The following is a 7,027-nucleotide window of genomic DNA, read 5'->3' on the forward strand; positions in this document are numbered from 1 at the left end:
TCCAGACGGGTGCCGCCGACCATTGGAGCAGCGGCCTCGCCCGCTGTGGCCTGTTTGCCAGGGGACACGGTCAGACCCCCAGGTCAGAACGTGTGCTTGCTGACCTTGAGGAAACCCGCCGACCCCGACCCGACCACCGACCACGAGATGCCGACCACGGTCACGATGGGGACACAAGGCCGTGGTCGGGCCCATGGTCGGCCCCACCACAGACCCCACCACGGGCTCACGGGTCTGCCGGCCTCCGCGTCATCTGCCGGCCTCCCGCCCGCGGATGCCTGAACCCCACCCCGCCTGTCCCACCCCTCCTGCCGCGCTCCGGCGAGCGCCGTCCGCGGGTCCGTAAAAGGACACCACCAGACCCCGCGGGGGCGCCCGCGCGCATCGGTACACCTGGCTCTGCGTAACCGGACATCGGACTCCGCACGCCGTACAGCGCACCCGCCGCACCCGACACGATTGCGCACAACCCCCTATCCGGTGCGCAGCCCTGATTGCGCATAGTGCACGAAGACTGCGCGACCGGGACTGCGCAGTCGACTGCGCACCGTGCCGGCAAGGTGTGGCCATCTCCCGACCACGCTCCCGGTCACGGCGGCGAGGGTGGCGTTCGCCAAGGCGTGGCCGTCCCCGAACCGCACTCCCGCTCATGGCTGTGAGGGCCGGGGTTCGCCGGATCGTGACCGATGGTCGGTGCGCACGGCCGTCGGCCTGGTCGGGGCCCGAGGTTGAGCTGACGGTATGAAACGCACGGACGCCTCCACGCTTGCGCCCACCGGCCGCCTCGCCCCGGCGGGCACGCTGCGCTGCCGTGCCCGCCGCACGCGGCTTGAGTCTTGGGCGGCGCGGTGAGGGGTTTCGGGTCAGGTGTCCGCCGCGGGGTGAAGGCGGCTGATCGGTTCATGCAGATCGCGAACGGGTTGTTCCGCGACAGCCGTATCTCGTATCGGGCGAAGGGACTGTCCGGCTGCATCAGTACCCACCGCAACGGATGGCTGGTGACCATCGCCGCCCTTGTCACCCTGGGCCCGGACGTGCGGGACGCGGTGCGGGCGGGACTGAGCGAGTTGCAGGAGTTCGGCTACCTGGTCCGTGATCGCGGGCGTCGCCCCGACGGCACCCTCGCAGAGATCGTCTACAGCATCACCGACCGTCCCGCTGTTCCGGACTTTGCGCCGATCGATGCGGCATCCACCGTCCAGGAGCCCGCCAGCGATGCCGGCTTCGGGGCGGGCGTCCGCCGCGGGGTGATGGCGGCCGGTCGGTTCACCAGATCGCCAACGCGCTGTTCAGGGACAGCCGTATCTCGTATCGGGCGAAGGGACTGTTCGGCTGCATCAGCACGCACCGGGACGGCTGGCAGGTCACGGTCGCCGGCCTGGCCCGGCACGGCCGTGAACGCGGCGGCGCCGTGACCGGGGGCCTGAATGAGCTTGAGCAGCACCGATTCCTGTGGCGTGAACGCGACCGCTACACCGACGGCGCGCTAGGGCCGGCCCGGTACGTCATCACCGACTTGCCCGCCCTGTAAAAACCCCAGCTCACCACCAGAGTCGGGTTATCCAGGATTGGCTGAGCCAGTGTTGGCTGATCCCAGTACTAAGAACACCATCATCAAGAAGACCAACAAGCAGAAGACCAACCCCCTCCGTCCGTGCGACCGCGACGACGCCGCGCGCACAAACCCGCGGACAGTCGCCTCGCACGCGACAACGTCGCCGAAACCGCCGCCTGCGGTGGACGAGATACACGCGGGTATCCGGCTGGTCCTGGAGATCGGGGCGCGCCGTCCCGAACTGCTGCTGACCGGGCCAGCCCAGTCTGATCAAGGCCGTGTGGCGACCGTGATGCTGACGGCTGGCTGGAGTCCAGAACAGCTGCGCCAGGTCATCACCGGCCTATCCGCCGCCGGCCACCGCCATCTGTCCCGGCGCGGCGCCACTAGACGAACGGTCCGTGGCGGCGATCAGCAGGCGGTCTTCGACTGCGGCCGCCGCCCGCTCGGTGGTCCAGGCCCTCACCTACCGGGCTCTCGTCGAGCGCTCCGGCTGCGGCGTGCCCGCCACCGCCCCGGGCGAAGACTTGTGCCCGACGTGCCTGGGCTGGCCGCTGTGCCGCACCTGCCCCGGCCCGACGCGCAAGCGGGCCCACCCCGACGGCGACGGCCGCTGCACGACCTACGCCTCCGCCTGACCTACCTCACCGGAAGGAAACAGCGCCGTGACCGACACCCGCCGCACACCACCGCCATTCAGCCCGGCACAGCACCTGCATGCTTTCGCGGCTAGCCCCGGCCGGTAGCACATGGCCGTGCGCGGCTCGGGGACGGGCTGAGACCTGCACCACTACCGCCATTTCGGCTGCGACGCGGCAGCCGGAGCGGCAACCCTGGCCTTCGACCACGAGACCTACGAGCAGCGCAACACCGTCGAACGGTGCATCAACCGCCTGAAGCAGTGGCGCGGCATTGCCACGCGCTACGAGAAGACCGCGACCATTTACCTGGCCGGACTTCCTATCGCTGGCATTTTCCTCTGGTCCGTCTGCTGACAAAGGGAAGCTGCGTGGTGCCAGCTGACGTAGATCGGTACGCCCATTGTCAGACGCTGCTGGCAGCATCACCGTTATGAACGCCATCTTCACCACCCCACCGCGGCCGTTCGACATCACCGCGCTCTTCCCCGAGCTGGCTCCTCTGGCGCGGACGGCGACCCGGCTGCACCCGCGGCCGGGGGTGCCGACCGTGCGCGACAGCTCCGTGGGCGGCCCGCTCCTGTGGCCCGCCGACGAGCCGTGGCCGCACTGCGACGAGCCGTACGACAGACACGCGGCGCAGGTGGTCTACTCACCGGACGACGTCCGGCTCCTCCGCCGCGACCGCGCCGTAGCGGCCGAGCGGTTGCGCCTCGACCCCCGGGCACCTCAGTGGACACCCGAGGAACGGGCGACCTGGGAGCGGATCAATGTGGGCCGCCCGTGGTTCGATGCCCCCATCCCCCTCCTGCCCGTCGCCCAGCTCTACACCCGCGACGTCCCCTTCCTGTGCCCGCCCGACGCGGACCTCCTGCAGGTCCTCTGGTGCCCCTTCGACCACGAGATGGCCCACCCCCGGACAGCCCTCTTCTGGCGCGCCTCCGCCACCGTCACCGACGTTCTCGACGCACCGCGCGAGCCGCCCATCGTCCAGCGGGACTGCTACCTCCCGGAGCCATGCCTGTTCTCACCGGAGCAGGTCACCGAATTCCCCCACCCCCGGGAGCTGAGCAAGGAGCTCCGGGAACAGCTGGACGACATGAGCCGCTGGGAGACGATCGATCCTGCGCGGTACAACACGTACGCGGACGACCCGGGCGAGCTCTACCTGAACAACCTCTCCACCGCCCCTGGCTGGAAGACCGGCGGCTGGAGCAGCTGGCCCCGCACCGACCCCAAGCCCCGCCCCTGCCCCGAGTGCGGCACCGAGCAGGTCCCGCTACTCACCCTCGCCTCCTGGGAATGGGACGGCGGCAGCGGGACCTGGATCGCCAAGGAGGAACTGACCAACGCGGCCCCGCCTCCCCTAGGAGCCCAGGACGGCAACTTCACCTTGATCGACATCATCGGCGGCTACGACCTCCAACTCCATGTCTGCCCGGCATCCCCGGACCATCCGCACATCGAACTCCTCCCGTAAGCCCGGCGGAAGTCCCCCGCGCCGGCGCAAACGCCACTATCGGTACCGCGATCGAGTCTCCAGTGAGCAGCCTTGGCCAACTACCAGATGATCCAAACGACGGGCCCCAGCTGGGACGGCGTCCGCGCGCGCGAAGGAAAATCACCCGGCCGGGCGTCGCTCCAGACCACCGTGGTGGGGGCCGATCAAAAGGCCCGGCCACGAGGCCGACCACGCCGGGCGTGACGGTCCTGTGCCGGCGAAAGCTGATCAGTGCCATCGAAGTCTGAGTGGCCCAGGTCACGTGCGCCGTGGTCCCTGGGGTTGAGGCGATTGTTGTGCCTGGGATGACCAGGGCGTCTGCGGGAAGGAGGCTCGTAACCTTAGGGAGGGTGCAATGGAGCGTGATCGAATCGGGCTGGCCGAGGTACTGGCGGCAGCGGAGCATGCCGCGCCGGTGCGCTCCCTCGATGTCGTGGCGCACAACCTGCGCGACCGGTTCGGCGCGCGTTACGTGTCGTTCCTGTTCGTCGACGTCGTCGGCCGACGCCTGCTACGCGTCAATGACGAGGCGGCGGCACCACAGGAGCACGGCGCCGAGCAGATTCTCCTGGCCGGCAGTGTCTACGACGATGTCCTGCGCACTCAGAAAGTGGTGCGAGTGCAGGAGGGCGCCCAGGGGCAGCGAGTGCTCGCCCCGGTGACCAACCGCGGCGACACCATCGGGGTCCTGGAGCTCCACCTCACCCACGTCACACAGGACGTACTGCAGCAGGTCGAGGAGGCCGCTCACGCGCTGGCGTACATCATCGTCACCGACCGGCGCTTCACCGACCTCTACCACTGGGGCAACCGCGCCGCCACGGTCACGCTGGCCGCGGAGATCCAGCGTCAGCTACTGCCGTCGGCCCCCTCGTGCGAGGCTCCCGAGTTCACCCTCGCCGGCGCCCTCGTCCCCGCCTCCGACATCGCCGGTGACACCTACGACTACAGCCTTGACCACGACACTCTGCACCTGTCCATCACCGACGCCATGGGCCACGACGTCGACGCCTCCCTCATGGCCACCCTCCTGGTCAACGCCTCCCGCGGCGCCCGCCGCGCCGGCACCGACCTTGCCGAACAGGCCCGCCACACCCACCAGGCCCTCATCGACCACGGCAGACGGACCTTCGCCACCGGACAACTGATGCGCATCGCTCTGGACGGGAGCAGCGCCCAGATCGTCAACGCGGGCCACCCGTGGCCCCTGCGGCTGCGCGACGGCACCGTTGACGAGGTCAAGCTGCACATCAACCTCCCCTTCGGTGTTCCCGCACGGGGCGCCTACGACGTACAGGACATCGACCTGCGCCCTGGTGACCGCCTCGTCTTCTACACCGACGGCATGCAGGAGCGCCAAGCAAAAGCCGTCGACCTGCCGCGCCTCATCCGCGACACCGCAACCGAGCACCCCCGCGAGGCCGTACGCGCCATGGTCGCCGCCGTCGCCGACGCCTGCCGCGGCTACGTGAGGGACGACGCCACTGTCCTGTGCGTGGACTGGCACGGCCCTGTCCCTGTGGCACGCACTCAGGGTTCGCTGTCACAGGACAGCGCCCCCTGACCGCGGCAGCAGACAGGGCATGTCCGAAGCGACACGCAATTCGAACAAGCGATCTGATGCCGGAGTGGGCGTGACCGACTTCTCCGACGACCTGGTGCAGACGCAAGCCGCTTGGAAACGCCACCTGCCAAGCGCTCGCCGCACCCCGCCCTCCGCGCACCACCGCCCTGCGCCGCCGCCTGCTGCGCCGGTCCCTCCGGCTGTGGTGGCACCCCTGTTGGGGAACCGTCCCCTCGGTGCCGCGGCACCGGCCGAGCTGCGCCACCTCGCCCGCACCCACGCAGCTGGGCCGCGTGACCGGTCGTCCCGGTCGACCAGGAGCACGGGGTCGCGGCAAGGGTTGCGCCTATCTATTTGCCCTGTCTGTTGCGTGGCCCGCGGAAACGTCCGTTGTGTCCGCGCAGGCCACCACGCTGTGCGGCTACCTCTTGCTGTGGCAGATGCACCCGCACCGCCGCTGGAGTAGGAGCGTGGGGCAGGGGGACGTCCCGTGCGGACGCGAGCGGGGGTTCGGGTCTACCTCATGAGCACGAAGGGGGACGGTCCGCCCGGACGTACGCCTTCGGGGCGACACTGCGCTCGTGCAGGTGAGAGGTTCAGGACGCCCGGCGGGCGGTGACGGCCCGGCGTATGCCGTAGGCGGCGATGCCGACGGCGAGGACAGTAGTCCCCCAGGCGATGGAGGCGGCGGGCAGGGTGAAGGCCAGCAGCAGACAGCCCGCCAGGCCGACCGCGGGGACGATACGGGGCGAGCGGTTCTCGCTGGGCGTGAGCGTCCAGGCGCAGGCGTTGGCGACGGCGTAGTAGACGAGGACGCCGAAGGATGAGAAGCCGATCGCACCGCGCACGTCGGTGGTGGCGGCGAGCACCACGACGACGGCACCCACCAGCAGCTCGGCGCGGTGCGGCACCTTGAAGCGCGGATGAACAGCGGCCAGGACGCGGGGTAGATGCCGGTCACGGGCCATCGCCAGCGTGGTGCGGGAGACACCCAGGATCAGCGCGAGCAGGGAGCCGAGCGCGGCGACGGCCGCCCCGACCCGCACGACCGGCGCCAACCAGTCGGCCCCGCGGCCCGCACCGTATCCGACAGCGGCGCGGGCGCCTCGCCCAGCCCACGGGGACCGAGCACCGCCAGGAAGGCAACCGCGACGGCCGCGTACACGACCAGGGTGAGGCCGAGGGCGAGCGGGATGGCCCGGGGAATGGTGTGCGCGGGATCGCGGACTTCCTCACCGAGCGTGGCGATGCGGGCGTACCCGGCGAAGGCGAAGAACAGCAGGCCCGCCGCCTGCAGCACGCCGGCGACGGTGGCATCTGAACCGACATCCAGCCTGGCCGCGTCCGCCGCCGACGAGGTGAGACCGGCGGCCACGACCGCCGCCAGTACCGCCAGGACGACAGCGACGACAGCCCGGGTCAACCACGCGGACTTCTGGATCCCGGCGTAGTTCACGGCGGTCAGCGCCACCACCGCGGCGACCGCCACCGCATGGGCCTGTCCGGGCCACACGGGGTTGGAGTCGGGCGGTCGGGCCTCTTCGTAGGCCGATGAGCCCGTATCGCCCCGTACCCTTCGTGTTGTCTACGGCGTCACATAGCGGGCGCCCAACCACTGGAGGCAACACCCCGTGCTCATTGCTCAGCGTCCCTCGTTGACCGAAGAGGTCGTCTACGAGTTCCGCTCCCGGTTCGTGATCGAGCCGCTGGAGCCGGGCTTCGGCTACACCCTCGGCAACTCCCTGCGCCGCACCCTCCTCTCGTCGATC

General features: G+C 70.1%; 4 protein-coding genes and 2 pseudogenes. 5 read left to right on the top strand and 1 reads right to left on the bottom strand.

Annotated features, from left to right (window positions below; genetic code table 11):
- Positions 1-902: 902 nt before the first annotated feature.
- From ACFRAC_RS33955 to ACFRAC_RS33970, 4 genes are all read left to right on the top strand, one after another.
- Positions 903-1,415 carry a hypothetical protein gene (locus tag ACFRAC_RS33955; protein ID WP_382938089.1) on the top strand — a complete coding sequence of 171 codons (513 nt, stop codon included), beginning with the start codon at positions 903-905 and terminating at the stop codon, positions 1,413-1,415.
- 541 nt (positions 1,416-1,956) lie between these two features.
- On the top strand, positions 1,957-2,193 hold the full coding sequence (locus tag ACFRAC_RS33960) for a hypothetical protein (RefSeq protein ID WP_382938092.1): 237 nt from the start codon (positions 1,957-1,959) through the stop codon (positions 2,191-2,193).
- A gap of 433 nt (positions 2,194-2,626) precedes the next feature.
- Entirely contained in the window at positions 2,627-3,673 is a 1,047-nt protein-coding gene (locus ACFRAC_RS33965; RefSeq protein ID WP_382938094.1) for a hypothetical protein, read from the top strand.
- 376 nt (positions 3,674-4,049) lie between these two features.
- Complete coding sequence (locus ACFRAC_RS33970; protein ID WP_382938097.1) at positions 4,050-5,258, top strand: PP2C family protein-serine/threonine phosphatase; 1,209 nt, start codon at positions 4,050-4,052, stop codon at positions 5,256-5,258.
- Between the two features lie 596 nt (positions 5,259-5,854).
- Here the strand turns inward: ACFRAC_RS33970 and ACFRAC_RS33975 are convergent.
- A pseudogene (locus ACFRAC_RS33975) lies at positions 5,855-6,771 on the bottom strand (APC family permease); the annotation flags it as partial.
- A gap of 118 nt (positions 6,772-6,889) precedes the next feature.
- Between ACFRAC_RS33975 and ACFRAC_RS33980 the strand changes: the two are divergent.
- Positions 6,890-7,027, top strand: a pseudogene (locus tag ACFRAC_RS33980) (DNA-directed RNA polymerase subunit alpha); the annotation flags it as partial.

Origin of the sequence: Streptomyces sp. NPDC056628 (assembly GCF_042792555.1) — a bacterium.
Lineage (GTDB): Bacteria > Actinomycetota > Actinomycetes > Streptomycetales > Streptomycetaceae > Streptomyces.

Coding starts and splice junctions, on each gene's coding strand:
- ACFRAC_RS33955 (WP_382938089.1), top strand. CDS start 903: ATGCAGATCGCGAACGGGTTGTTCCGCGACAGCCGTATCTCGTATCGG.
- ACFRAC_RS33965 (WP_382938094.1), top strand. CDS start 2,627: ATGAACGCCATCTTCACCACCCCACCGCGGCCGTTCGACATCACCGCG.
- ACFRAC_RS33970 (WP_382938097.1), top strand. CDS start 4,050: ATGGAGCGTGATCGAATCGGGCTGGCCGAGGTACTGGCGGCAGCGGAG.